24 protein-coding genes and 1 pseudogene are annotated in these 25,866 nt (G+C 59.7%); 13 read left to right on the top strand and 12 right to left on the bottom strand.

Features of this window, described 5'->3' with window-relative positions:
- The first annotated feature begins 87 nt into the window (after positions 1–87).
- Positions 88–588 (top strand): Lrp/AsnC family transcriptional regulator, encoded by a 501-nt coding sequence (locus J0G10_RS20295; RefSeq protein WP_093433799.1) that lies wholly within the window; start codon positions 88–90, stop codon positions 586–588.
- Between the two features lie 77 nt (positions 589–665).
- Here the strand turns inward: J0G10_RS20295 and J0G10_RS20290 are convergent, their stop codons facing one another.
- On the bottom strand, positions 666–1,034 hold the full coding sequence (locus J0G10_RS20290) for a DUF7079 family protein (RefSeq protein WP_235372397.1): 369 nt from the start codon (positions 1,032–1,034) through the stop codon (positions 666–668).
- A gap of 178 nt (positions 1,035–1,212) precedes the next feature.
- On the opposite strand from J0G10_RS20290, the gene J0G10_RS20285 reads away from it, so the two are divergent.
- Positions 1,213–1,425, top strand: a complete 213-nt coding sequence (locus J0G10_RS20285; protein WP_220556567.1) for a hypothetical protein — start codon at positions 1,213–1,215, stop codon at positions 1,423–1,425.
- A 3-nt stretch (positions 1,426–1,428) separates the two neighbouring features.
- Here the strand turns inward: J0G10_RS20285 and J0G10_RS20280 are convergent, their stop codons facing one another.
- From J0G10_RS20280 to J0G10_RS20250, 7 genes are all read right to left on the bottom strand, one after another.
- Positions 1,429–2,220, bottom strand: a complete 792-nt coding sequence (locus J0G10_RS20280) for a transporter substrate-binding domain-containing protein (RefSeq protein WP_220556566.1) — start codon at positions 2,218–2,220, stop codon at positions 1,429–1,431.
- Between the two features lie 59 nt (positions 2,221–2,279).
- On the bottom strand, positions 2,280–3,149 hold the full coding sequence (copD, locus tag J0G10_RS20275; RefSeq protein ID WP_220556565.1) for a copper homeostasis membrane protein CopD: 870 nt from the start codon (positions 3,147–3,149) through the stop codon (positions 2,280–2,282).
- A 3-nt stretch (positions 3,150–3,152) separates the two neighbouring features.
- Entirely contained in the window at positions 3,153–3,527 is a 375-nt protein-coding gene (gene copC / locus J0G10_RS20270; RefSeq protein WP_095124392.1) for a copper homeostasis periplasmic binding protein CopC, read from the bottom strand.
- A 32-nt stretch (positions 3,528–3,559) separates the two neighbouring features.
- Positions 3,560–4,429: a copper resistance protein B gene (locus tag J0G10_RS20265; RefSeq protein ID WP_220556564.1), complete on the bottom strand. Its 870-nt coding sequence runs from the start codon at positions 4,427–4,429 to the stop codon at positions 3,560–3,562.
- An 11-nt stretch (positions 4,430–4,440) separates the two neighbouring features.
- On the bottom strand, positions 4,441–6,138 hold the full coding sequence (locus J0G10_RS20260) for a copper resistance system multicopper oxidase (RefSeq protein WP_220556563.1): 1,698 nt from the start codon (positions 6,136–6,138) through the stop codon (positions 4,441–4,443).
- A 73-nt stretch (positions 6,139–6,211) separates the two neighbouring features.
- Complete coding sequence (locus tag J0G10_RS20255) at positions 6,212–7,177, bottom strand: phospholipase D family protein (protein ID WP_220556562.1); 966 nt, start codon at positions 7,175–7,177, stop codon at positions 6,212–6,214.
- A 48-nt stretch (positions 7,178–7,225) separates the two neighbouring features.
- Positions 7,226–7,696 carry a hypothetical protein gene (locus tag J0G10_RS20250; protein WP_095050551.1) on the bottom strand — a complete coding sequence of 157 codons (471 nt, stop codon included), beginning with the start codon at positions 7,694–7,696 and terminating at the stop codon, positions 7,226–7,228.
- Positions 7,697–7,861: 165 nt separating this feature from the next.
- Here J0G10_RS20250 and J0G10_RS20245 point away from each other — a divergent pair, with 165 nt between their 5' ends.
- From J0G10_RS20245 to J0G10_RS20230, 4 genes and pseudogenes are all read left to right on the top strand, one after another.
- Positions 7,862–8,527, top strand: coding sequence for a ribonuclease T2 (locus tag J0G10_RS20245; RefSeq protein WP_095050552.1), 666 nt, complete (start codon positions 7,862–7,864; stop codon positions 8,525–8,527).
- 135 nt (positions 8,528–8,662) lie between these two features.
- A complete protein-coding gene (locus J0G10_RS20240; RefSeq protein WP_220556561.1) occupies positions 8,663–9,160 on the top strand; it encodes a PAAR domain-containing protein in 498 nt (165 codons plus the stop codon).
- A gap of 3 nt (positions 9,161–9,163) precedes the next feature.
- Positions 9,164–9,892 (top strand): annotated as a pseudogene (locus tag J0G10_RS20235) (alpha/beta hydrolase).
- Entirely contained in the window at positions 9,892–10,413 is a 522-nt protein-coding gene (locus tag J0G10_RS20230; protein ID WP_095050555.1) for a hypothetical protein, read from the top strand. Before J0G10_RS20235 ends, J0G10_RS20230 begins: the two are co-directional and overlap by 1 nt.
- Positions 10,414–10,429: 16 nt before the next feature.
- Here J0G10_RS20230 and J0G10_RS20225 read toward each other — a convergent pair whose 3' ends face one another.
- Positions 10,430–11,287 (bottom strand): LysR substrate-binding domain-containing protein, encoded by an 858-nt coding sequence (locus J0G10_RS20225; protein WP_220556560.1) that lies wholly within the window; start codon positions 11,285–11,287, stop codon positions 10,430–10,432.
- Positions 11,288–11,396: 109 nt separating this feature from the next.
- Between J0G10_RS20225 and J0G10_RS20220 the strand changes: the two genes are divergently transcribed.
- From J0G10_RS20220 to J0G10_RS20210, 3 genes are all read left to right on the top strand, one after another.
- Positions 11,397–12,101: a haloacid dehalogenase type II gene (locus J0G10_RS20220; protein WP_220556559.1), complete on the top strand. Its 705-nt coding sequence runs from the start codon at positions 11,397–11,399 to the stop codon at positions 12,099–12,101.
- A gap of 12 nt (positions 12,102–12,113) precedes the next feature.
- Complete coding sequence (locus J0G10_RS20215; protein ID WP_220556558.1) at positions 12,114–12,887, top strand: aldolase; 774 nt, start codon at positions 12,114–12,116, stop codon at positions 12,885–12,887.
- Between the two features lie 176 nt (positions 12,888–13,063).
- Positions 13,064–14,635 (top strand): sensor domain-containing diguanylate cyclase, encoded by a 1,572-nt coding sequence (locus J0G10_RS20210; RefSeq protein WP_220556557.1) that lies wholly within the window; start codon positions 13,064–13,066, stop codon positions 14,633–14,635.
- A 142-nt stretch (positions 14,636–14,777) separates the two neighbouring features.
- Here J0G10_RS20210 and J0G10_RS20205 read toward each other — a convergent pair whose 3' ends face one another.
- A complete protein-coding gene (locus J0G10_RS20205) occupies positions 14,778–15,077 on the bottom strand; it encodes a hypothetical protein (protein WP_093433811.1) in 300 nt (99 codons plus the stop codon).
- A gap of 186 nt (positions 15,078–15,263) precedes the next feature.
- Here J0G10_RS20205 and J0G10_RS20200 point away from each other — a divergent pair, with 186 nt between their 5' ends.
- Complete coding sequence (locus J0G10_RS20200; RefSeq protein WP_095124401.1) at positions 15,264–15,704, top strand: carboxymuconolactone decarboxylase family protein; 441 nt, start codon at positions 15,264–15,266, stop codon at positions 15,702–15,704.
- A gap of 129 nt (positions 15,705–15,833) precedes the next feature.
- Here the strand turns inward: J0G10_RS20200 and J0G10_RS20195 are convergent, their stop codons facing one another.
- Complete coding sequence (locus J0G10_RS20195; protein ID WP_220556556.1) at positions 15,834–17,426, bottom strand: DHA2 family efflux MFS transporter permease subunit; 1,593 nt, start codon at positions 17,424–17,426, stop codon at positions 15,834–15,836.
- Positions 17,423–18,532 carry an HlyD family secretion protein gene (locus J0G10_RS20190; RefSeq protein ID WP_220556555.1) on the bottom strand — a complete coding sequence of 370 codons (1,110 nt, stop codon included), beginning with the start codon at positions 18,530–18,532 and terminating at the stop codon, positions 17,423–17,425. Before J0G10_RS20190 ends, J0G10_RS20195 begins: the two co-directional genes overlap by 4 nt.
- A 413-nt stretch (positions 18,533–18,945) precedes the next feature.
- Between J0G10_RS20190 and J0G10_RS20185 the strand changes: the two genes are divergently transcribed.
- From J0G10_RS20185 to J0G10_RS20175, 3 genes are all read left to right on the top strand, one after another.
- A complete protein-coding gene (locus J0G10_RS20185) occupies positions 18,946–20,673 on the top strand; it encodes a ShlB/FhaC/HecB family hemolysin secretion/activation protein (RefSeq protein WP_220556554.1) in 1,728 nt (575 codons plus the stop codon).
- A 97-nt stretch (positions 20,674–20,770) separates the two neighbouring features.
- Complete coding sequence (locus tag J0G10_RS20180) at positions 20,771–25,240, top strand: hemagglutinin repeat-containing protein (RefSeq protein WP_220556553.1); 4,470 nt, start codon at positions 20,771–20,773, stop codon at positions 25,238–25,240.
- A 205-nt stretch (positions 25,241–25,445) separates the two neighbouring features.
- Positions 25,446–25,823 carry a cytochrome c gene (locus tag J0G10_RS20175; RefSeq protein WP_095050566.1) on the top strand — a complete coding sequence of 126 codons (378 nt, stop codon included), beginning with the start codon at positions 25,446–25,448 and terminating at the stop codon, positions 25,821–25,823.
- Positions 25,824–25,866 lie beyond the last annotated feature (43 nt).

Here is a 25,866-nt window from a genome sequence, read left to right as displayed (position 1 = left end):
TATTCTGTTCCGGCTGGGCTGCGCTTTCTTTGCTTTGTGTTCGTGGTTTTGTGGATTAATCGGGCGTTTTTACTCAGGAATAGCGTCATGCAGAAAAAAATATCCAAACGCATCAGCCTCGACGAAACCGACTTGGCGATTCTTGAGTTGTTGCAGGAAGACGCCAGTATTTCCAACGCTGAACTCAGCGAGCGACTTTCGCTGAGCCTTACGCCGTGCTGGCGACGGCGCAAGCGCATGGAGGAGGCCGGGGTCATCAAGGGCTATCAGGCCAACCTCGATCGGCGAATGCTCGGGCTGGATATCATGGCGTTCGTGCACATTCGCTTTTCCACCCATGCCGACCACGCGCCGGACGCCTTCGAGGCGGTGATTGCGCAATTGCCGCAGGTGGTGGCCTGCCACAAGATCACCGGCGATGCCGATTATGTGTTGCAGGTGTTGGCGGAGGATCTTGATAGCTACAGCGACTTCATTGAGCAGGTGCTCAGGCGTCAGGTGGGGATTGCCTCGATTCAGTCGAGTCTGGCGTTGCGCGAGGTCAAGACTGGGAGCCGGATTGCGATTCCTAAACCGGGAAAGGACTGAACGGGCAGAGGGGCAATCATCTTTTCAGTTTCAACGCGTTGTATGTCGTTGATGCGCCATTGCCACGCAGGGCTGTATTAATTCCAGCCTTTGCAGTGAGCGGTAATCTCTGCCCAGACTTCCCGATAGCTGAATCGCAACCACGCGGTATGCAGCTTATGCAGTTGCCGCCGAATCCAGCTGTTCGTGTTTGCGAGCAGCATTTGCTCGATGTCCCTGTTCAACGCATCGGGTTCGAAACCTGTCCAGACCGGCGGGAGTACACATTCCAGGTTCCAGGCGCAGACGACGGCAACTTCGGCATACAGAATGTCTTTAACCTGTTCTGGATCATAGCCTTCGATTTGCCGGGCGATGTAGGGGTAATCGACACCGGTGTCGACGAAAATATCGGAGAGGGCTGCGCGGATTTTGTATAGATCGGCGTGGCTCAGTTCTCGTCTCAAGCTTGGGCCTCCTGGCGTTGAATTGCGCTGATCCGATTGCACGTGGCGGTTCTTGTCTGGTGGTTAGTCGATTCTGAACGCGCGCTGTCGATCAGCAAAGTTTCATCTTGCCGCGTGCGAAGCAGGCCTAGTCTGCTGAGACAAGATCGTCGCTGTTCATCCCGAGGGGAATCGTGCCATGCGCCTGAATGTCGTCAAAGTGCTGTTGATTGCTGCTGCAGTATCGGTGTTGAGTGCCTGTTCCGGCGCGGGTGGTTTGACCACCACCCGTTGTTTCTCCAGCGACTGTCAGTCGCCGGAGGCGCGCAACGCCAATACGTTGAAGTTCGGTGGCAACAGTATCGGCAGCAGTCTCAATCAGTACAGCTCCGGCATGCTGCATGACGATTAAGGATTACTGCGCGGCCGGTACGGCAATCCATTCGCTTAGCGTTTGCTGATATTTGCCGGTGACTTTGCTCAAGTGCAGCCACTGATCGACATACAGTTTCCAGCTGATGTCATCGCGCGGCAGCAGATAGGCCTTCTCGCCATATTGCATGTACTGATGCGGATTCACCGCGCACAACCCCGGTTTGAGTTTCTGCTGATACAGCGCTTCCGAGGCGTCGGTGATCATTACGTCGGCCTGGTTGTCGAGCAGTTGCTGGAAGATCGTCACGTTGTCGTGCAGGGCCAGTTGCGCTTTGGGCAGGAAGGCATGGACGAAGGCTTCGTTGGTGCCGCCGGCAGGTTCGACCAGACGCACATTGGGCTGGTTGATCTGCTCGATCGTCTGATACTTGCTGACATCGGCGCAGCGCACCAGCGGGATCTTGCCGTCGGTGTCGAGGGTGTTGCTGAAGTAGGCTTTTTTCTGCCGTTCGAGCGTCACCGAGATGCCGCCCATGCCGATGTCGCATTTACCGGCCTGCATGTCCGGCATCAGGGTTTTCCAGGTGGTTTGCACCCATTGAACTTTGACGCCGAGGCTGTCGGCCAGCGAGCGGGCCATGGCGATGTCGATGCCTTCGAAATCGCCGTCGGGGCGTTTGAAAGTGTAGGGCTTGTAGTCGCCGGTGGTGCAGACGCGCAACTGGCCTTGTTGCTGGATGCTGTCGAGGTGCGAAGCGCTTGGTTCGGCGTGGGCGCCGGCGGCCACGGTCAGCAGGCCGCAGAGGATCATAGTGCTTTTTAGGGTTGTCATTGCGATCGGGGCTTCTGAGAAGGACGGTGGCCCAGTGTAGTGAAAGGCTTTCCCGGGTGTCACCCTGCTTCCGGGCTTAACGTGCCTAGCCACGCCACCAGCGCCACGATCAGCAATGCGATTGCCAGTTCAACGACAACGCTGCGTTTTAGCGCATTTGCCGCGATGACATATTGTCCATTGCGCAACGCTTGCGCCAACGCCGGACCAAGATGAAAGCGGTTCAACGCCGCCAACACCAACATCCCGGCAAACAGTAAAACCTTGATCGCGAGCAGCATCCCGTAAGTGCCGAGCAAGATTTCGTCCAGTCTCGCACCGACGATGAACAGGTAATTCACCACGCCGGTAATCGACAGCGTCAGCACAATCACTGCACCGATCCACTCAAAACGCCGAACCGCAAACGCCAGCGAACGAATGCGAGCTTCATCGACCGACCCCCGCGCCATCAACACCAGCGCCAGCATCGCACCCAGCCACGCGCCCGCCGCGAGCAGGTGCAGAATGTCGCTGAGAAAATGCCAGAACCGCAGTATTCCTTCGTCCATCGCCCCGTGTCCGCTCCAGGCCAAAGAGGCGAGGGCGATGGCGCCAGCCATCGATGCGAGCCACGCGCCCGGCCTGATCAACACCACGATCAGCGCGATAATCCGCACTGCCCACGCCAGCCCGACATCGGTTTCCAGCAGCATCATTTGCAGATGTGGCCACAGCGCCGCGAGCGCTGTTTCGCCACTCATGGCGCGGGTCATCAGCACCAATCCTGCCACTGACAACAACGCCCCGATCAATGCCATCCCGCGCAGCATCGGCCGAAACCGCAGCAGCGTCCCAGCACTGTACAGCGCAAACAACGCCAGCCCGAACAACAGCAGCAAATCCACATACAACGCAAACCGCAGCACGATGTTGATCAGTTCAGCCATTGCTCACTTCACTTTGAACGTGACGTTGCCGGTGATCGGGTGCGTATCGGAAGACACTGCGCGCCATTGGACTTGGTAGGTGCCGGCGGGCAGCGGCGCGAGCGGGGTGATCAGCATGCTTTTCGGATCGCTGCCGGCGCTGACTTTGGCTTTCATTGGCATCGGCGAATGGGCCATGCCGGGCATTTCGGTCATGACCAGTTTGGCGCCGGAGAATTTTGTCAGCAGGTTCTCGGAAAAATGCAGTTCGATCTTGCCGGGCGCGGCGCCGTCGGCACCTTCGGCGGGAGTCGACGAGAGCAGTTTCGGGTGGGCTTGAGCGAGGCTGCTGAGGAGCAAGCCGCTGGCGAGTACAAGGGTGATTTTCAAGGTGCGCATGCAAGACCTCTGGAGTGTTTTTTAATGGGAATTCAGAACCACATCCGCACGCCAAGCACGAGGCGCGCTTCGCTGCGCTTCTCGCCTTCTTCGCGGGCGTAATCGGCGGTGTTGCCGTAGGTGCGGTTCCACGTCACGCCGATGTACGGCGCAAATTCGCGGCGGATTTCATAACGCAAACGCAGGCCGGCTTCAGTGTTGGCAAGCCCGGAACCGATACCCCATTGCGCATCGTTTTTGCCGTAGATGTTGAGTTCAGCGGTGGGCTGCAGGATCAGGCGGTTGGTCAGCAGAATGTCGTAGTCACCCTCGAACCGCAGCGCGCTCTGGCCACCTTCACCGATAAACGCAGTGGCCTCGGCTTCGAAGTTGTACAGCGCCATGCCCTGCACACCGAATGCAGCCCAAGTCTGCGGCGCGCCGGGTTTGAAGTCCTGACGCACGCCGCTGACCACGTCCCACCACGGCGAAATCGCGTGGCCCCAGAGTGCTTGAATCTCTGCGTCTTCGGTCTTGCCGTTGCTGCGCTCGCCTTCGGAGCGCAGCCACAGACGATCGATGTCGCCACCGATCCAGCCGGACAGATCCCAGGCCAACGCGCTGCCGTCATCGGCGTCCTGCCATTCGAGTTTGTCGGCGAGGAAGTACGTGTTGATCGCGCTGTCGTGGACTTTATGGCCGCCGGGGCTGGTAAATACGGCGGCGCGGTCGGCGTCGGTCAACTGCGGGATCGGCGTGCGACTTTCCGTCGGGGCGGCGGGCTGCATCCTGCCGTCGTCCATGCTTTGCATCGCGGAATGATCCATGCCGGACATCTGGCTGTGATCCATGCCCGGCATGTCGCCGGCGGCCATCGCCGAGCTGCCGACCAGCAGCAAAGAAAACGCGGTGAGTCGAGTCATCAGCGGCCCCTTCATGCTTCCACCCGCACTTCGCGGAACATGCCCGTTTCCATGTGGTACAGGAGATGGCAGTGATAGGCCCAGCGACCGAGTGCGTCGGCGGTGACGCGGTAGGTGCGGCGCGTGCCGGGCGGCATGTCGATGGTGTGTTTGCGCACCTGGAAGTCGCCGTTTTCGTCTTCCAGATCGCTCCACATGCCGTGCAGGTGAATCGGGTGGGTCATCATCGTGTCGTTGACCAGCACCAGGCGGATGCGTTGGCCGTACTTCAGCCGCAAGGGCTTGGCGTCGGAGAACTTGATGCCGTTGAACGACCAGGCGAATTTCTCCATGTGCCCGGTCAGGTGCAGTTCGATTGTGCGGCTCGGGTCGCGGCCATCCGGGTCTTCGAAGGTGCTGCGCAGGTCGGCGTAGGTCAGCACGCGACGGCCGTTGTTGCGCAGGCCGAGGCCGGGGTCGTTGAGTTTGGGCGCGGTGGTCATGGCTTGCATGTCGACCAGAGGATTGTTTTTTTCGCTGTCAGGATGGGATTGCATCGGGCCCATCGCCGAGTGATCCATGGTGCTCATGTCCATCGAGCCGTGATCCATGCCGCCCATGCCCATGTCGTCCATGGTCACCAGTGGGCGCGGGTCCAGACCCGGTACGGGCGCAGATAACCCGGCGCGAGTGGCGAGCGTGCCACGGGCATAACCGCTGCGATCCATGGCCTGGGCAAACAGGGTGTATGCCTCGGCGTCCGGCTCGACGATGACGTCGTAAGTCTCGGCCACGGCGATGCGCAGTTCATCGACGCTGATCGGTTTGACGTGCAAGCCGTCCGCCGCGACTACGGTCATTTTCAGTCCGGGAATGCGCACGTCGAAGTAGGTCATGGCCGAGCCATTGATCAGGCGCAGACGCAGTTTTTCCCCGGGGCGAAACAGGCCGGTCCAGTTGTTATCTGGCGCGTGGCCATTCATGAGGAAGGTGTAGGTGGCGCCACTGACGTCGGCAATGTCGGTGGGATTCATGTTCATTTCTGCCCACATCTTGCGATCGGCCACGGTGGCGCCCCAGCCTTTTTCGCTGACGTCCTCGATGAAATCGCCGACGGTGCGCTTGTGGAAGTTGTAGTAGTCGGATTGTTTTTTCAGGGTTTTCAGCAGACTGGCTGGATCTTCGTCGGTCCAGTCGCTAAGCATCAGCACGAACTCGCGGTCGTAGTGGAACGGCTCAGGGTCTTTGGCGTCGATCACCAGCGGGCCGTAGACGCCGGCCTGTTCCTGCAACCCGGAATGGCTGTGATACCAGTAGGTGCCGTTCTGCCGCACCTTGAATTGATAGACGTACACGCCACCCGGTTCGATGCCGTGAAAGCTCAGGCCCGGCACGCCGTCCATGTTCGCCGGCAGCAGAATGCCGTGCCAGTGAATCGAGGTGCTGGCGCTGAGCCGGTTGCGCACCCGCAGCGTCACGGTGTCGCCTTCGCGCCAGCGCAGCAAAGGGCCGGGCAGGCTGCCGTTGATGGTCATCGCCGTGCGTGGGCTGCCAGTGAAGTTGACCGGGGTTTCGCCGATGAACAGCTCGAAGTTGCTGCCGCTCAGTTCATGCAGTTGACCGGGCGCATTGAGCGCCCAGACCGGCGTGCGCCACAGGCCCAGGCCACCGAGCAGGCTGCTGGCGGCGAGGCCTTTGACGAAGGTGCGTCGTGATGGGTTGGAAGGCATGCGCTGGAAATCCCCGTTTAACTCATGACGGGGAGGCTAACCAGCGCCAGCTTTCAGTTGGCTGAGGCGGGGATTACAGTTTTGACAGGTTTAACGCGGCAAACGTCCCGAGATCCATGCACATTCCACCCTCGGACTTCCAGTTGGCAGTGCTCGCTTTGGCTTTGTGTAACAGCGGTAGCCATTCGTGCAGCGCTCCCAGGTTGTTTTTGTAGCCTGGGATATGACTGGCGCTCACATACTGCATGAACTCGGCTTGCCCGGTAGCCGAGTAGAAGACTGGCTCATTGGCGCCGTCCTCTTCTGCAAAGCAGAACTGCTCGCCATCGTGATAGAAGCTGATGAAGTGTGCATGCTGCGGGATATCGCTCCAGCTCTCCCAGCCAAATGCCGGTTGCCCTTGTTCCGTCGACTTCTGCGCCAGAGCCTTTTTGCCTTTGGTGGACATATCGTGAATGTCGACAGTGACAAACCAGCGTTCCGAGCCGAAAGCTTCAGGGTTTTTCAGGGCCGCCGCGATCAGCGAGTCTGGCTGTGTGTCTTGCGCCTGCCGGAATTTTTGCCGGGCTGTCCAGGCCGCTTCGATTTGTTTGAAGTAGGCACTGTCGACATCGATGGCATCCGACTCAGACCAGCGTTCAGCGAACCAGCGTTTTGCGTCCTGTATCGCTACGGTATCGTCCGTCAGGATGCCGAGTTCAATCCAGTGATTGGCTGCTTGACCTTCAATGCCCAAGCCATTGGCTGACGCGTTGGCGCTTCCCACGATCATTTCGTTTTCGCCAATGTAAGCCTTGGCATGGAGTCGAGGGAGGCTGCGAATGTTCGCTGGATGCAGTTGGAGCAGTTGCCTGACCACTGCGGGGTTGGTCGCCCCTGCAGACAAGTCGAGGAGAATGCGGACGTCTCCACGGCGTTGATCCAGACCCAGTTCCGTTATGGCGCGCTCGCCCCAAAAGGCGACGGCAATGTCCAATGAACCTTTGACTTCGCGCGCCCATTGAGCGAGTTGTTGCTGGTTTTGAATCAGTCGTGTCATCAGTACAACTCTAAGAGGTTAATAGAAGGTCTGCCGGGGCTGTCGATCCTAGAGGCCAAGCCCTTCCTGCACGACCTGCAGCAAGTTGTTTTCGGTCAGGGCGATGGCATCCAATTCCTGCCCGGTTTCGACGGTTTGCAACCACCAGTGGCTTTCGTGGTGTTCATCGACGGTTCGCAACAGATAAGTGTTTCTTTCCGGCAAGGTAATCTGCACCCGCCCGGCGCCATCTTCGGTAAACCGCGCAATGGGATCGAATGTCAGGCTTCGATCATTGGCCTCGATCACCAGTTGATCAATTGCGTAGTCATGCGCCTCACCATCCGGTGAAGTTTCGCAAACATGCGTAGGATTTCGCCGAATCTTCAGTCCTACTTCGGTGACGGGCTGCAACCACGCCTCAATGCGGTGGTACAAGTCATACACCTGAGCAGGCCAGCAATCGATTTCCAGTGCCGCATCCGCGTGGGTATGCCGGGTTTGTTTGAGTTTGGCGGCGAGTTCGTCTGCTTTACTCATTTTGGTTCCCTTGGTTTGGTGGCTGCCTGTTAATCGTAGACCTTTCAACGGCGTACGGCTTTGCCTTGCGTCATGCGCTTGCAACACAAGCGTGGCGAAATCAGCGCTGGCCAAGTCGGTCAGGATCGAAAACCATGGACGCAGGCGTCCCAAAGGAGTGGGTATATGAAAAAGCTGTTTACAATTTTGGCGGTGATTGCGCTGACGGCCGGTAGCATCGGTTTGAGTTCGGCGCGGCAATCGCAGTCAAGCAAGGCCCAGGCAGAATCGGTGGCGGGAGTGTTCGATTACTACCTGCTGGCGCTGTCCTGGTCGCCAACCTTCTGTTTGACGCACAAAGACGACTCACAGTGCACGGGCAAGGGCTATGGGTTCGTGCTGCACGGTTTGTGGCCGCAATACGCCAAGGGTGGCTGGCCGCAATCCTGCCCGCCGCTGACCACCTTGAATGCGGCGGAAACCAGCAAAGGCCTGACACTTTTCCCGACCAAAAAACTGCTCGACCACGAATGGTCCAAACACGGCACTTGCAGCGGCCTCGGCGCAATGGGTTATCTCGATGAATCGGACAAAGCCGTTGGCGCGGTGAAAATCCCGCAGGAACTGCAACCGTTCAGCTCCTCGTATTACTTCGAGGCGCAGGAAATCGCTGACCTGTTCCGTAAGGCCAACCCGGGGATTCCGGCGGATGGCATCGCGGTCATTTGCAGCGGCCCGGAACTGTCGGAAGTGCGCGTGTGCATGGGCAAGGATCTGCAGTTCGGTGCGTGTGGCAAGGGTGTGAAAACCCAGTGCCGCGCGGGGGATATTCGGGTGCCGCCGGCGCGCTAAGCTGAGCGGTTTCCACGTATCAAAAAGGCGCCCGATCGGGCGCCTTTTTTGGTCTGAAGGTTTGAAGCCCCCGGCGAAGTCCCGCATGCTTGCGCCCCCGAAAGGATGACCTCGTTACATTGCAAGGAGCTGTTCATGAGCGGAAAACCCGCCGCCCGCGTCACCGATCCAACCGCCTGCCCATTGCCGGGACATGGCACCAATTCCATTGTCAGTGGCTCCCCGAATGTGAATTTCGACGGCTTGGCGGCTGCGCGGATGACTGACAAATCCGCCTGCGGTAGCCCGATTACCGGTGCTGTTGCGTCGACGGTGTTCATCAACGGTTTGAACGCCGCGACACTGGACAGCACCGGTGGGCACGGCAACGTCGTCATCGGCGGTTCTGGCACGGTCATCATCGGTGACACGGTGACGTCGGCTCCCTTCAGTGGTTTGCTGCCGATGCCGGTGCATTTCACTGACAGGTTGAAACTGGTCAATGACGTGACCGGTGAGCCCATGCCTGATCATCCCTACGTGATTCAGCGCGCTGACGGACGTCTGGAACATGGGGTGTCTGACGCCAACGGATTTACTCACCAAGTCAGCTCGCACCTGCCTGAAACCATCAAGTTGTTTTTGGAGGAGTGAGGCATGGCTGCTGAAACGATAACGTGCGCGAAGGGCAACAATTACAAGCTTCACAAGGAACATGCGCTGACGGACAAGAAGGATGTCAGTGACAAGCCTGTGCCGGTGGAGAGTACCAAGGCGATTGTGGTTTTTATCGGAGGTGCGGGAGATAAGGAGAGTTATTATTTTTCTGGGCCTTATGAAAACATCCAGGATGCACGACGTGCATTTGATAGGCGCACTGAGACATTAAAGGGAGAAGGAAAATATAAATCGGAATGGTTGGGTTACAACGAAGTCAGAGGAAAGCAGGACATTCAACGGCACGTGCTAAGCCTTATTCCGTATAAAAGCTGTCCCGTCTATATCGTGGGCCATAGCCTCGGCGGCTGGAATGGTGCGCACCTGTCCAGAATAATGTCGGATTGGGGTTACAGGGTTCAGATGCTGATCACCCTGGATCCTGTGGGTGAAGGGGCTCTGGTTTGGCTGGGCTCAGACATTTATCGCGAACGTCCCGCGCCAGTTTCGGTTGATTGGATCAATATCAAGGCAACACCTTCCAAGAGAGACCCATCAGACGGAGTCGCGGACTTCGGGGAAAAATGGATTATCTCCTGCTGACCGTCACTTAACGTAAATGTCGACACGAATCATGCTAACGCTCTGGGATTGCTAAACGCCCCAATCGCTGATGATAAGTCTGCAAGTGACTTGCTGTTTGACTCAATCATGAAGGAGTTTTCGTGATGTTCAGGTTTTTCCTTTGCGTGGTTCTCGCTGTCTGTTCGGGATGTGCAAAGGACCATTTACAGCCTCCGGCAAATTTGAGTTATGTGTCCGTAGATAGGTCGAGTCCCCTTTTATATGTCATCAAATATCAATCCGATGTGGATGTTTTGAACCTGTTTGGCCGAGGCGAAAGGCAAGGGATGGCTTCGGGGACATTGAGATGCGCGTTAGCGGATGACCACGATTTTTCGGTTGGCAAAGCTATTCAGTTTTCTGCAGTGGGGCTGGTAGATTCTGATGTGCGCGAAAACGGCAACTCCAAATTCTCCTTTTCGACCAGTACATTTATCACTGAAACCTCCAGCAACCGAAGTACGGAGAGGGATCTGTCAGCGGCAGAACTGAACCAACTCCTCTCCAACAAACAACAAATCCCCTGCAAAGTCGTCGTCACCGCCTACGGCTACAAACCCTACTACTCAAACACCATGAACATTCCCGTCGCGGACCTCCTACGGGAAATCAACAAACCCCAATGATAAAAACGGGGGGATTTCAGGCAAATCCCCCCGCATCCACCCCCAACTCCCCACGCAAAAACTCCACCAGACCGCGCTGCAACCCGCTCAACACACCGTCCCGACTAACCAACGCCAACTCCGTCGACGCCAGTTCCGGCAGATCCGTACACACCTGATGCTCAGGCAACACCGCCGACACCGGCAGCACTGACACCCCCAACCCTGAGGCCACTGCCGCTTGAATCCCGGTCAGGCTGTGGCTGCCGAACGCCACACGCCACGGTCGCTGGGCAACATCAAGCAAACGAATGGCGCGCTGCCGATACAGGCAGCCTTGCGGAAACAACGCCAACGGCAGCACGCCAGCGGACGAATCAAATTCTGCGCCTTTGACCCACACCAACCGCTCCGGCCAGGTCGCCCACGCCGGGCCGCTGTCGGGTTCGCGTTTGATCAGGGCGATGTCGATGTCGCCGGCATCGAGGCGCTGGCGCAGATCGAGGCTCATGCCGCTGAGGGTTTCCAGCCGTGCTTGCGGATGGCTGCGGGTGAAGCCGGCAAGGATCAGCGCCATGCGCCGCGCGTCGAAATCTTCCGGCATGCCGATACGGAGGATTTCCAGGTCGAGGTCACTGGCCAGCGCTTCAGTGGCTTCTGCCGAAAGCGCCAGCAAACGCCGCGCATAGTGGATCAGCAGTTCGCCGTGTTCGGTGACGGCGACATTCAGCCCGGTACGGTCGCGCAGCAGCAAAGCGTGGCCGACCAGCTCTTCGAGTTTGCGCACCTGCTGGCTGACCGTCGACTGGGTGCGGTGCACGCGATCGGCGGCGCGGGTGAAGCCGCCTTCGTCGACCACGCAGACAAAGGTTTTCAGCAGTTCCAGATCCAGCATGGCAGTGCTCTCGATAGTGGTTATTCAACTGACGATTGGCTATTTATTTAATTTCACACTATCACCGGGCGCTCATAAGCTGAAGTCCTTACCCCGGAGGACTCGACCAATGACACTGACTCACACACCGCGCCCGCAATGGCTGACCTTCGATTGCTACGGCACGTTGATTCAATGGGACGAAGGCCTCAAAGCCGTCGTCGGGGAAATTCTCAGCGAGAAGGGCGAGCATCAGATCGATGTCGGGCAGCTGATCGACGTCTATGACCGCCACGAACATCGCCTCGAACAGACCCCGCCGCACCGTTCGTTCCGCGAGCTAAGCACCCTCGGCCTGCAATTGGCCCTGGAAGAATTGGGCCTGCCGAGCCTGCCCGAAGACAGCCAGCGTCTGGCCGCCGCGATCCCGAAAATGCCGCCGTTTGCCGAGGTGATCGAGACCCTGCGTGAATTGAAAACCATGGGTTTCAAACTGTGCATCGTCTCCAACACCGACGACGACATCATTGCCGGCAACGTCGCGCAACTCGGCGGCTACATCGACCGGGTGATCACCGCGCAACAGGCCGGTGCCTACAAGCCGGCGCCACGGCTGTTCGACTACGCTCATGAGCAATTGGGCGTCAGCCGCGCAGCGGTGGTGCACATCTGCGCGAGCCCCATGCTCGACCACACGGCGGCGCGGGACATGGGTTTTCGTTGTGTATGGATCGATCGCGGTACCGGTCGCCAGTTGCTGCCGGACTATCGCCCCGACGCCATCCTCAACCGCCTCGATCAAGTGTTGCCGCTGTTCAAATCCCTCGGTTGGTAACGGAGAAACGTCATGGCTCACACCCTGGCCGCCAGTGCGCAGGCTGCACGTTTGACAGCGCTGAACCTCGACACAGAAGCGATCATCACCGCACGCACCGAGCTGGCGGCATGCTTTCAATTGGCCGCGTTGCATGGCCTGGAGGAGGGCATCTGCAATCACTTTTCGGCGATGGTGCCGGGGCATGACGATCTGTTTCTGGTCAATCCCTATGGCTATGCCTTCGCCGAAGTCACCGCGCAGAATCTGCTGGTTTGCGACTTCGACGGCAATGTGGTTGAAGGCGAAGGCCATCCGGAAGCCACGGCGTTCTATATCCACGCGCGCCTGCACAAACAACTGCCGCGAGTGAAAGTCGCGTTCCACACCCACATGCCTCACGCCACGGCGTTGTGCCTGCTGCAAGGGCCGCCGCTTTTGTGGCTGGGGCAGACCGCGCTGAAGTTCTATGGGCGCACGGCGGTAGACGAGGATTACAACGGTCTGGCGCTGGACGCGTCAGAAGGCGACCGCATCGCCAGTGTCATGGGCGATGCTGACATTCTGTTCCTGAAAAACCACGGTGTGATCGTTGCCGCGCCGACCATCGCCGAAGCCTGGGACGACCTCTATTACCTGGAGCGCGCCGCGCAGGTGCAGCTGCTGGCGATTGCCACGCAACGGGAGCTGAAACCGGTGCCCCACGCCATTGCACAGCGGGCTTATGAGCAGATGCGTGAGGGCGATGCGCAAAGTGCGCGGGCGCATCTGCACAGTGCGATGCGGCGCCTGGCCCTTCATAACTGACTAACCCTAAAGAGGCATCGAAAATAAATCTGCGAACAGCGATCATCCAAATTCGCTGCGCGCCGATATACCTGGGCGGGAGCGGGGCGTTTGCCCCGTAGATTCCGGTGGGCTACGCTCACAAACATAAGGGTTTCCCTGCTGGCGCCCTTGTCGTACCTGCCCAGGACTTGCTTTTGCCTATCCCCATTCACGATCCACATCAGGCCCCCGGTGGCACCCTTAAACGCCTGCCGCTACGCAAAGCGGCTGTGCTGTTTATCGTTGCGGTGGGGTTGTGCTTGTCCGGTTTGCTGTACCTGCAACTGGAGCAGTCGCGACGCCAGGATCTGGCGGTGGCAAAAGTCGCGTCGAGCAACCTGACCCGGGCGATGGCCCAGCAGGCCGAGGACACCTTCCTGGCTGCCGATCTGGTGATGACCAGCCTGGTCGACTGGATTCAGGAGGACGGTTACGGCACCGCGCAGAAGCCGCGTCTGCAGAGAACCTTCGCCCGGCGCGTGCAGCAACTCGATCAGCTGCACGGCATGTTCCTGTTCGATCGTGATGGGCAGTGGGTGATTACCTCGTTTACTGATCTGCCCCGTGGCAATGGCGTGGCGGACCGCGAGTATTTCAAATTCCACCAACAGAACGCTTCGACGCTGGCGCACATCGGCCCGGCGATTCGCAGCCGCGAGAACGGCGAGTGGATCATCCCGATTTCCAAACGCGTCAATGATCACGCCGGCAATTTTCAGGGTGTGTTGCTGGCCGGGATCAAGATGTCGTACTTCGACCGCTTCTTCGAAAGCTTCAGCCTCGATGACCAAGGCATCATGTTTCTTGGCTTGAGCGACGGCACTTTGCTTGCCCGCCGTCCGTTTGATGAGAGCCTGATCGGCACGTCGCTGGCGCAAGGACGGATTTATCGCACGTTGCTGCCCGAGGCGGCGGCCGGCACGGCGATGATCAATTCGGTGGTCGATGGTGTTGTGCGTTTGTACGGTTATCGACGCTTGTCGGCGTATCCGTTGGTGGTGTCGTCTGCGACCTCGCGCGACACGATTCTCAAGGGCTGGTACGAGCGTGCGTTCCAGTCGAGTGTGATTGTCGCGCTGGTGATTCTCGGCGTCGGCCTGTTTGGCTGGGTGTTCATTCACCAAGTGCGCGACGGCGAACGGATCGAAAAAAACCTGCGCAAGGCCCAGCGCGCACTGGAGCAGATTGCGACCCACGACAGCCTGACCGGATTGGCCAATCGACGTTTGTTCGAGCGTTCGCTGGAGATCGAATTTGCCCGGGGCGCGCGGCAGGTCAGTCCGGTCAGCCTGATCATGCTCGATATCGATTTCTTCAAACGCTACAACGACGCCTATGGCCACGTCGCCGGGGATCATTGTCTGACCCAGGTTGCTCAGGTGCTGCGGGCGTGCTGTCAGCGCAAATCCGATCTGGCAGTACGTTACGGTGGCGAGGAGTTTGCGGTGCTGTTGCCGGACACCGACATCAACGGCGCGCTAGCAATTGCCGGGCAGATTCGGCGCAGCGTGATCGACAAGCACATCACCCATAGCGGCTCGCCGACCGGTTATCTGACGGTGAGTCTGGGCTGCTATTCATTTATCCCGAGCGGCAATGACAGCCTGGAAGTATTTATCCAACGCGCCGATGCGGCGCTGTATCAGGCGAAAAATGCCGGGCGCAATCGCGCAGCGGTGTTATCGCTGGATAGCGGCCTGGCCGAATTGATGCGCTCCGATCGCTGAACTACACGTTTTACCCTGTAGGAGTGAGCCTGCTCGCGATGCCGGTGTGTCAGCAAACAGTTGCATAACTGACAAATCGCCATCGCGAGCAGGCTCACTCCTACATTGGATAGCGTACTTATTTGGGATGGCTCTTGTTCGTTCAGCCGCCAGTGCCACCGCCCGCACCGCCAGTGCCGCCGCCGGCCGAACCTGTGCCGCCGCCAGCCCCCGAGCCCGAACCGCTCGCGCCACCATTGGTGCCAGTCCCGGATCCCATACCCGAAGAACCGCTACCACCGGAAGGCGCTCCCGGCGTGTTGTCTGGCGGCGTGGTGGTGCTGGTCGGTCCGCCGGATTTGGTGCCGGTAGCGTCAGCGCCGTCGTTGACGGCGAAGCTCGCGGTCGATGCCGTGGCCAGCAACCCGGCGAGTAATAACGAAGTGAGTTTGCGCGTGATCATGATCCGTCTCCATAAAGGGTCTGTACCTGATATTGGTCTGACGCGCAGAACCCTTGGTGCCGGGTGGCTGACGAGTGGTCAGCAGCGAAACCGAGTGGCCTCCTGATCTTCGGCAATATTGGCTATTTGTCGAACCGGGTGTGAGGGCTAACGTAGCCACACATTCACTTGCTACCCGGAGCTACCATGCAACCTCGTGCCGATTTCTACACCGCTTCCCCAGACGCCTTGAAAGCGATGATGGCTTTGGAAACGGCGGTGTCCAAACTGCCGCTGGAAAAGACCCTGATCGAGTTGGTCAAGCTGCGCGCTTCGCAAATCAACGGCTGCGCGTTCTGCATCGATATGCATACCACCGATGCGATCAAGGGCGGCGAAACCCCGCGCCGTTTGTTCGCGGTCACCGCTTGGCGTGAAGCGCCGTTCTTCAGCGACCGCGAACGTGCCGCGCTGCTGTGGACCGAATCGCTGACCCAACTGAGCCTGACCCACGCACCGGACGAAGATTACGACGTGGTTGCAGCGCAATTCACGCCGAAAGAAATGGTCGACCTGACCGTGGCAATCAGCACCATCAACAGTTGGAATCGTCTGGCGGTGGGCTTCCGCAAAATCCCACAGGCTTAAGCTGCCCACAATCCTCTGTAGGAGCTGCCGAAGGCTGCGATCTTTCGACTTTGCTTTTAAAAGACAAGATCAAAAGATCGCAGCCTTCGGCAGCTCCTACAGGGGCCGGGGAAACTTCAGAAAGCTGGATCAATGCCCATCCGCACTCGGCGCCGCCGGTGGCTTCACCTTGCGCATCAAGGGCACCATCGCGGTGGCGATGACGAAGCATGCCCCGATCATCAAAAAGGTGTCGCCGTAGGTCTGGGTTTGCGCCTCGCGGTAAGTCAGCAGCCACAACTGGCGCAGGCTGGCGGTGACACCGACGTCGCCACTCTGGCCCAGCGCTGCAAGGTTGCCGCCGACTTGCGACAGCCACTGATTCATCGCTTCATTGCTGCTGTTCAAGTGTTCGGCCAACCGCGTGAAGTGCAGGTTGGTGCGGTCATTGAGAATGGTCGCGCACGCCGCAATACCAATCGCCCCGCCCAGATTGCGCATCAGGTTGAACAAACCCGAAGCATGCTTCAAACGGGAGGGCGCCAACCCACCCAAAGTCAACGTCACCGCCGGCGGCACCGCCAGTTGCTGGGCGATCCCGCGCAACGCTTGCGGCAGCATCAATTGCCCCGCACCCCAGTCGTGGGTGATCGGGCTGAACTCCCACATCGACACCGCGAACAAACCCAGACCGATCATCATGATCCAGCGCAGGTCCATGCGATTGGCCAGAAAGGCATACAGCGGAATCGCCATGATCTGGAACACGCCAGTGGAGAAAACCGCTAGACCAATGTCCAGCGCGCTGTAGCCGCGTACCCGGCCGAGGAACAGCGGCGTCAGGTAAATCGTCGCGAACAGGCCGATGCCGGTGACAAACGAAAAGAAGCAGCCGAGGGCGAAATTGCGATCCTTCAAGGCGCGCAGATCAACGATCGGATTGGCCACGTGCAAGGTCCGGCCGATGAAGGCCAATCCCGCGAGGCCGCTGATCCACGCCGTGGTCAGAATGGTCTGGTCGCTGAACCAGTTCCAGCGCGGGCCTTCTTCGAGGGTGTATTCCAGGCAGCCGAGAAACAGCGCGAGGAACACCATACTCAGGTAGTCCGCGCCTTTGAGCAGGGACAATTCCGGCTGGTCGATTTTCACCAGCATCGGTACCGCTACAGCGACGAAAATCCCCGGCACCAGGTTGATGTAGAACAACCAGTGCCACGAAGAAATATCAGTGATCCAGCCACCGATTACCGGTCCCAAGGTCGGTGCCAATGACGCAACGGCGCCGATGGTTGCCGCAGCGATCACCCGCTGTTTGCCGGTGAAGAAAAAGAACGCCGTGGTGAACACCAGCGGAATCATCGAGCCGCCGAGAAAACCTTGCAGCGCCCGAAAAACAATCATGCTCTGGATGTTCCAGGCGATGCCGCAGAGCAGGCTGGCGAGGGTGAAGCCGACCGCCGAAGCGCAGAACAACCAGCGCGTGGAGAACACGCGCGACAGCCAGCCCGACAGCGGAATCACGATGATTTCGGCGATCAGGTAACTGGTCTGCACCCACGCGGTTTCATCGGTACCGGCGGACAGCCCACCGCCGATATCGCGCAGCGACGCCGAGACGATCTGGATATCCAGCAGCGCAATGAACATGCCGATGCACATGGTCGCGAAGGCGAACACCTTGGTCGCGGTCGCCATGTCCGCCGCGTTGAATGGCTGCGCCGGGGCGGTGAGGGTGGTGCTCATGGCGCGACGGCCACGGCGCTGGTTTCCGGTTGCGCACGGGTGTCGACTTCTGCCGTTACCGAGAGGCCCGGACGCAAGTGACCGAGCACGCCGTCAGCCGGGTCGAGGAGGATCCGCACCGGCACCCGCTGGACGATTTTGGTGAAGTTGCCGGTGGCGTTTTCCGGCGGCAGCACGCTGAACTGCGAGCCGGTCGCGGGGGCGAGGCTGTCGAGGCGACCGTGGAATTCCTGGCCGGAGAGCACGTCGGCACGGATGCTTACGCGCTGCCCGGGTTTCATCCGCGCCAATTGGTCTTCCTTGAAGTTGGCATCGACCCACAAGCCGCTGGCCGGCACCACTGACAACTGCTGTGAACCGGCCTGCGCATAGGCGCCAACCCGTGCGCGGCGATTGCCGATCACCCCATCGAACGGTGCGCGCAGTTCGGTGTAGCCGAGGTTCAGTTGCGCCAGATCACGTTCGGCCCGGGCTTGTTGAAGGGCGGCGCGGGCCTGTTGTTTCTGGGTGTCGATCACCGCCAGTTGGCGTTGCGCGGCGAGCAGTTCGGCCTGGGCGCGGGCACTGAGGGCTTGCGCTGTTTTGAAGGTCGCGTCGGCGCGTTGTGCGCTTTCCACCGACACCGCATTGGTCGTCACCAGGCGTTTGTAGCGCGCGTTGTCATCCCGCGAGCGTGCGGTTTCTGCGCCAGCGGCGTCGATGCCGGCGCGGGCCTGACTGATCACCGCTTGTTGCAGTTGTTCGGTGGCGTCGAGGTTGGCCAGCAGCGCTTCTTCGGCGGCGACGGCACCTTCGGCTTTGGCGAGGTTGGCGCGATAGTCGCGGGCGTCGAGACGAATCAGCACGTCGCCAGCCTTGACGTGCTGGTTGTCGCTGACCAGCACTTCGTCGATGTAACCGGCGACTTTCGGGCCGATCACCGTGACATCGCCACCAATGTAGGCATCGTCGGTTTCTTCAAGAAAACGCCCCGCGCCCCACCAGTGCATGGCGTAAATACCGGCGAAAATCAGCGCGAGCAATCCTGCGCCCGGAAGCAAAACGCGTTTAAGCAGGGGCGGCTTGGTCTTTACCACAACAGGTTCGAGGGTGGGCATGCTGGTCATGGCGGATTACCTGCGTAAGCGGATCGTTATTACGGCTGTAATATGACGTAGGTAATATTTAGTCGCAAATGATTTCTGGTGCCGATCGTCAGTTGCTTGATTGAACGAGGACGGCTCGTGCTGGGCTCGGGTTTTGGAGCGTGGTGTAACACGCATCTATAAGCTGCAGAAATCAAGGTTCGCCTGACTCCCGTCAGGGTGGACTGACGCTCGTCGAAGGCTCTCAGGCCCTCGGGGAAACCCTGATAACGTGCAGCGCCGTGGCCTTGCTGCTGACAATAAAGCCAGGCAAAGCAATTGTTTAAGAAATGTAAGCGCTGTAGGAAGCGTCTTGCTTTTGTGTGGGATGGCTCCGACTATCACGATCATTGATGACATGGCATTACGCCATTTGATGATCGCAAGGATGTTGCGTGCCGTTTCCGTTTCGCGCTGTTTTTCGCCGTGGTTCCCCGCTTTGCCCGCTGCTGTCGGCCTTTGTGTTGAGTGTCTGTGCCTCCTCGATTGAAGCTGCCGAACCTGTCGCGCCGGGCCAGGAAGTGCTGCGCCAGCAGCAACAGCAGCAGCGCGATCTGCAACAACTGCAACTTGAGCAAAGAAAGCGGCAACTGGAACGCGGCGCGTTCGGCCCGGCGCCGGTCACCCCGGCCATCCCGCCAACCGTCACCGCCGATGAACGTTGCTGGCCGTTGAGCGGTGCGCGCATCGGCGGCGTCACGCTGATCGACAGCGACAAACTCAACGCGCAGATCAAACCGCTGCTGGCGCCGTGCATGGGCGTCGGCCAGATCAATCATCTGCTGGCGACCATCACCGCGATCTACGTCGACAAGGGCTATATCGCCAGCCGCCCGTATTTGGTCAGTGCACCGGCAGCGGGGCAGTCGCTGGATATCCGCATTGACGAAGGTTACATCGAGTCCATCGAACTGGCCGATCAGAGCCAGCCGGTGTCGCTCGGGGGCGCGTTTCCAAACATGCTCGGCGAGCCGCTGAATCTGCGCGATCTGGAGCAGGGCCTCGATCAACTCAATCGCCTGCGCTCGATCGATCTCACCGCCGACATCGCCCCCGGCAGTCAGCCCGGCGCCTCGCGGATCATCCTGCGGTCGCGCACCGCCGCGCATTCGCACTGGGCCTTGAACGCGGGGTTCGACAACCTCGGCAGCGCCAGCACTGGACGTGATCGCGACACCGTCAGCCTGAGCCTCGACAGCCCACTGCAACTCAACGACTTGTTAAGTCTCAGCGCCAGCGACACCCTCAATCAGGGTGACCGCTACAGCCGCAATGCCAGCCTGTATTACGCGATCCCCTACGGCTACTGGACCTACAGCGTGTTCGCGAGCCACGCCGAATATCGTGCGCCGTTCAAACTGCCGAGCGTGACCTTTCACAGCACTGGCATCACCGATCAGGTCAGCCTGCGCGCCGACCGTGTGTTGTGGCGCGACCAGAGTCGTCAGCTCAGCGCCAACCTGCAACTGGCGCACAAGGATGTCGACAGCTACTTGCAAGACGTTCGCCTCGGTATTCAAAGCCCGACCCTGACCGTCGCCGAAGCCGGGCTCAATCTGTTCTGGCTCGACCGCGCGGTGTGGAACCTTGACGTCAATTACGCCCAAGGCCTGCACTGGTTTGGCGCCGACGATGACTCACAACATCAGATCAACAACCTGCCCAAGGCGCAGTTTCGCAAATACCGCGCCGGCCTCAGTCAGTGGCGCAATGGTCAGCTTGGCGCGCAGGCATGGCAATGGCAGAGCCAACTCAATTTGCAGTACAGCCCCGATCCGTTGCCGGCCATCGAACAGCTGCTCGGCACCGACGACTCGGCGGTGCGCGGCTATCGGGTCAGCAGTGCCTCCGGCGCCAGCGGCGCGATCTGGCGCAACACCTTGCGCCTGCCACTGCGCAGTGAATGGTCGCTGCAGATCACCCCGCGTGTGGGCCTCGACCACGGCTGGATCAAGGCCGATCACGGCGCGCAGGGCCAACGCCTGAGTGGTGCCAGTGTCGGCCTGAATCTGGGCTGGAAGAACCTGCAAGTGGACGTCGATTACCAGCGCGCCCTCAACACCCCGAACGGTCTGCAGCACGAGCCTGAAACCTGGCTGATGCGGGTGGGCCTGCAAATCTGAACAACGCAGTGAATAAACAGCCGTCGGATCTGAGCGCGTCAGCCACGGCCAAGACTAAACGCGCGACGTGATGCCGTACTCACATGGAGACGTTTTTATGCCAGCACACACCTTTGCATTTCATCTTTCCCCTCGGGGCAAATTGCGCTGGGCGATTGCCAGCCTGTTCTTCGCCGTGCACCTGCCCAGCGCGATGGCCGGCGGCGTCGTGGTCGCACCGGGGCCCGGCGGCACCGCGCAATTGCAGACCCAGGGCGGTGTGCCCATCGTCAACATCGTCGCGCCCAACGGTTCGGGCCTGTCGCACAACCAGTTCCTCGACTACAACGTCGACCGCCAAGGCCTGGTGCTGAACAACGCCTTGCAGGCCGGGCAATCGCAACTGGCCGGCCAACTGGCGGCCAACCCGCAACTGCAAGGCCAGGCGGCGAGCGTGATCCTCAACGAAGTGATCAGTCGCAATCCTTCCGCCATCAATGGCGCGCAGGAAATCTTCGGTCGTGCAGCCGATTACGTGTTGGCCAACCCTAACGGCATCTCGGTCAATGGCGGTAGTTTCATCAATACGCCGAATGCCAATCTGGTGGTCGGTCGCCCGGAATTGAATGACGGCAAACTGCAAAGTCTGAACAGCCGCGATGCCAGCGGTCAGTTGCAGATTCAGGGCGGTGGCCTGCGCAACGGCGAGGGCTCGATCAACCTCATCGCGCCGCGTATCGACAGTCAGGGCGCGATCACTGCGCGTGATCAATTGAACCTCACGGTGGGACGCAATCAGGTGGATTACGCCAGCGGTCAGGTGAAAACCGTGGATCCGGCGGGCAACACGTCTGATCAACGCATCGACGCCAGCCTGTTCGGCGCGATGCAGGCCGGTCGCATCAATATTGTCAGCACCGCCGAAGGCGCGGGCGTGCGGGTGGGCGCGGTACAAGTCGCCGGGCGTGACGGCGTGCAGATTCGTTCGGCCGGTGACCTCAGTGTCAGCGGTGAGGCCGTGGCCAACAGCCTCGACGTGACCCGCGCCGGTATCCGCAGTAGTCAGGGCGACGTCGGCTTGCACAGCGGCAAGGATCTGACGTTGGCTGCCACCGATGTTGGCGGCCGCGACGTCACGCTCGATGCCAAACGCAACCTGACCCTGTCGACGGTCGAAAGCCGCAAGCTTCAGGAAAAGCGCGAAAATTGGAACAACAGCACCATCGGCATTACCTGGGAAACTTACGATCGCACCCAGACCGACAGCGAATCGCGTCAGCACGGCAGCCAGATTATTGCCAGCCGCGACGCCAAGTTGTCGTCCGGCAAAGACACCGAACTGAAAGCCGCGAAAGTCGAAGCCGCGAATAATCTGAGCGTGCAAAGCGCTGGTGATCTGCGCCTGACTGCCGCTACCGAAAGCCATACGCAGACCGATAAAGGCAACCACCGCAAACACCTGTGGAAAGCCGACTGGAACAGCAGCAGCGAAGAACAGCGCAGCGTCACCAGCCAGTTGAAGGCTGGCAATATCGCCCTGCAAACCGCCGCGCTGTTGCGCTCCGAAGGCGCTGAGTTGAGCAGCGCCGGCGACCTGCAACTGGCCGGCAAACAAGTGGAAATCGCCACCGCCACACGGACTAATCGCAGCAGCGACAATCGCTATTCGGGTGATTTGGTCGGCGGTGGTTTCTTCGGCAAGACCGGCGATGTCGACAAGGGCAAGACCCAGCATCAGGGCAGCAAAATCAACGCCACCGGCAAACTGATCGTCAAGGCTGACGACGTGCGCATCAGCGGCAGCCAGGTGCGTGGCGGCACCGACGCCAGCGTGATTAGCGACAAGGGTTCGCTGGTGATCGATGGTGTGCAGGACACCTCGCACAGCAACAACCACGACAAGGACAGCAAATTCTTCGGCATTACCAAGGACGAGTCGCGGCAGAACAGTAAAGACAGCAGCACCGTGCGCAGCGAACTGGTGTCCGACAGCAACCTCAAGCTCAAGAGCGCCAAGGACATCGAGGTGGCTGGCTCGACGGTCAAGGCTGACGGTGCGCTGACGGCCGACGCGGCAGGCGACGTCAATGTGCATTCCGCGCAGAACACTCACGACAGCAGCGACACCACGCAAACACGTGGCTTCGATGCGTACGCCAAAGAGCAAACGCCAGAGCAGTATCGCGCCGGGATTCATTACGAGGACAAACAGCAAACGGTTACTCGCAACGACGTCACCCAGCAGGGCTCCCGCCTCAGCGGTGGCAGTGTGCAGGTGAAGTCGGGCGGTGACGTTACGCTCAAAGGCGCAGAGGTGAAGTCCACTGCAGGCGACACGACGTTGAGCGGCAAAAACGTGTCGTTGCTGGCCGAAGCTGACAGCCACAAAACCTCCACCGACACCTCCAGCACCGGCGGTGGTTTCTACTACACCGGCGGTCTCGACCGTGCTGGTAGCGGCGTCGATTTCGCCCACAGCACGGCGCAGGATTCCACCAGCAAAACCACCGCGCGATCCACCAGTGTGCAGAGCAGCGGCGGCCTGACGATCAATGCCGACAAACTCGCTACCGAAGGTGCACAACTCAAGGCCGGCAACGGTCTGAACGTCGCCGCCAACGAGATCGACAACCGTGCGGCCAGCAACACTGACAGCAGCACGCATAGCGAGAGCAACTGGTCGGCGGACATCGGCGCCAACGTCGAATACAAAGACATTGCTCGGCCGATCGCCGGCGCGGTCAAGGATGTGCTCAACGGCAAGGTGCCGGACAAGGACACACTGGCCAATCTCGGTCAGCCGAATGTCGGTATCGACGTTGCAGTAGGTCATGGCAGCGCCAGCAAAACCGAGCAGAGCAGCAACGCTGTGGTCAGCCGTTTTGACGGCGGCACTGTCGATGTGAAAACCACTGGCAGGCTGCATGACCAGGGCACGCAATACAACGCCAGCGCCGGCCAAGTGAACATCAGCGCTGACAAACTGCTTGCCGACGCTGCGAGCAACACGCACAACAGCAGCGCTAACGCGGTGGATGCCAAGGTCGACGTGCGCGTCTACACCAAGACCGGTGAAGACGTGAACGTCGCTGGCAGCGGCGCGGGTGGCAGCAGTGCGTCGAGCAAGGACAGTTCCACCGCCGTCGTCGGCGCTTATGCCGGCAGCCAGGGTGTGAACATCAAGATCGGCGGTGATGCGCAGTTCGAAGGCAGCCGTTTCGACGGCGGGCAGGGCGGTGTGAGCATCAACACCGGCGGTGATCTGGCGCTGAATCAGGCCAACGACCGCCAGAGCAACAATGACAGCAGCCTGCGCGGCAATGGCTCGCTGACGGTCGGCACCTTGCCGGGCACCGATGGCACCAACGTCGACCTCGGCGCCGGTTTCCAGCTCGATCACACCGGCAAGCAGACCACTGACACGCAGGCCCATGTGGCGAGCATCAGCGGCAACGGTCCGGTGCAACTCAGCAGCGGCGGCGATCAAGTCCAACAAGGCAGCAAGATCGACAGCGCTGGCGCCATCGATCTGCACGCTGACGGTAAGCTCGATCTGCAAGCCGCAACCGACACTCACACCGCGACCGGCAGTAACCTCGGCGGCGGTTTGAAGGGCGGCGGCAGCAAAACCAGTAGCGAGAAGAGCCGTGATCAGGGCGGCAATCTGAGTGGCAACTTCAACATCGGTCGGGTCAACGAGCAGTCGCAGACCCTCACCGGTGGCCAACTCAACAGCCAGAACGGCATCGTCTTGAGCGGTGATTCGATTCACCTGCAAGGCACGCAAGTCAGCGCACCGACCGTCAGCATCGACGCGCAGAAGGGCGGCTATGTGCAGGAATCGGCGCAGTCCACCGACCACCGCAATAACTGGAATGTCGCGCTCAACGCCGGCGGCAACCTGAGCAGCAAAACCCCGACCGCCGCAGATGAGAAGGCCAGCAGCGATCACGGTTTCAATGCTGGGGCGAAAGTCGGTGTGGATTACTTGCAAGGCAGCACCCAGCAGAACAGCCAGATCAAGGCTGACAGCGTGGTGTTGAACAGCGCCGCTGATGCACAGCTGGCGGGTGCGCGGATCGACGCGAAAACTGTCAGCGGCAAGGTCGCGGGTGATTTGACCGTCGAGAGCCGTCAAGACTCGAGCAACCACGCCAAGGTCGATGTCGATCTGGGCCTGACCGCGAAGAAAAATCCACCGAGCGAAAAAGAGAAGCTCGCCGGCACCGACTACAAGCCGACGCTGAACGCGCAGGGGGAATATGCGCACAAGAACAGCGTGGCGCAAGCGTCCGGGATCAGTGCCAGCCAAGGCGTGAACCTCGCAGTTGGCGGCGCGACACAACTGACCGGCGCGCGGATTTCGGCGACGCAAGGGAAGGTCGATCTGGGTGGTTCGAAGGTCAGCAGTGCTGATCTGAGCAACCGCGATTATGACGTGAAGGCAGGCCTGGATCTGCCGCATAAAGCTGAGGAAAACGCACCGAAGGTTTCCCTGGAAAACGGCAACCTGAAAGTCGGGCCGGTTACCCTTAGCGGGCATCTGGACACCCAGACCCTGCAAGCCGGGATCGACGAAAAAGGCTGACTCACTGGCCAGTGATGGATGCACTTGAACCCGCATCCACCACCAAACCCTGTGGGAGCGAGCCTGCTCGCGAAAGCGTCCATCCAGTCAATGCAATGAGTGACTTATGTACCGCCTTCGCGAGCAGACTCGCTCCCACTTTGGTTTTGCGCCGGGCGTTAAAACTCGACTATCTTGCGCCTCTTAAATGCCATGGAGGCAAACAATGAAAATAGCATCCGCCGTTTTACTCGGGACTTTGCTGATCACTCAAACATCCGTGTCCTTCGCGGATAACAGCAATGGCAAAAATCTCTATTCGCAGCGCTGCGCTGTGTGCCACGGCGCCGATATCAAAGGAACAGGGCCGCTGGCGCACAAAAGCAATCCGCCCACACCTGACCTGACAACCTCCGCGTTCAAAAAACGCCTGAATGAATACCCGGGCGTGATTGTGTCGTCGATCATCCTTCGCCCAAACGGCAACCTGATACCGAAAACGCTAAAGGAAAACGGGGTAAAAATACCGCCGCACGCCTGGAGTGTTAAGGATCTGCGTGATCTCCATGAATACATGAGTGGGGTGATTTCGATAAAACGCTGAGCTGCACAGGTGACCCGGACGGTCGGTCGAGGAATCCATTGCT

Origin of the sequence: Pseudomonas germanica, from assembly GCF_019614655.1 — a bacterium.
Taxonomy (GTDB): Bacteria; Pseudomonadota; Gammaproteobacteria; order Pseudomonadales; family Pseudomonadaceae; genus Aquipseudomonas; species Aquipseudomonas neuropathica.
This window is presented reverse-complemented; position numbering and strand designations above follow the sequence as displayed.